The sequence below is a fragment of the Bacillus sp. SIMBA_154 genome (assembly GCF_046536015.1).
Taxonomy (GTDB): Bacteria; Bacillota; Bacilli; order Bacillales; family Bacillaceae; genus Bacillus; species Bacillus pumilus_P.
Genome location: NZ_JAWJBV010000429.1, coordinates 1 through 255, shown reverse-complemented (window position 1 = coordinate 255; position 255 = coordinate 1). Strand labels below are relative to the sequence as shown.

Below are 255 nucleotides of genomic sequence, written 5' to 3'. Positions count from 1 at the left end.
AGCCGAAGAGACAGGCTTAATAAATAAGTTGGGTCATAGCGTTTTAAAACAAAGCTGCAGAGCTGCTAAACGCTGGCTAGATAAAGGTCATCCAATTAAAGTTGCTGTTAATGTGGCGGCTAAACAATTTACAGATCCTAAATTTATAGAAAGCGTAGCGCAAATACTTGAGGATACTGAGCTTCCTAGTGGTTACCTTGAGTTAGAAGTGACAGAAAGCGCTTTAATGAGTGATTTTGATGAAACAAGTAGAAT

Annotated in this window: 1 protein-coding gene; it reads left to right on the top strand. The window is 38.4% G+C overall.

Going from position 1 to position 255, the window contains the following annotated elements; translation table 11 throughout:
- A partial coding sequence (locus tag R0K30_RS22640) for an EAL domain-containing protein (RefSeq protein ID WP_410613173.1) occupies positions 1 to 255 on the top strand: 255 nt, incomplete at both ends.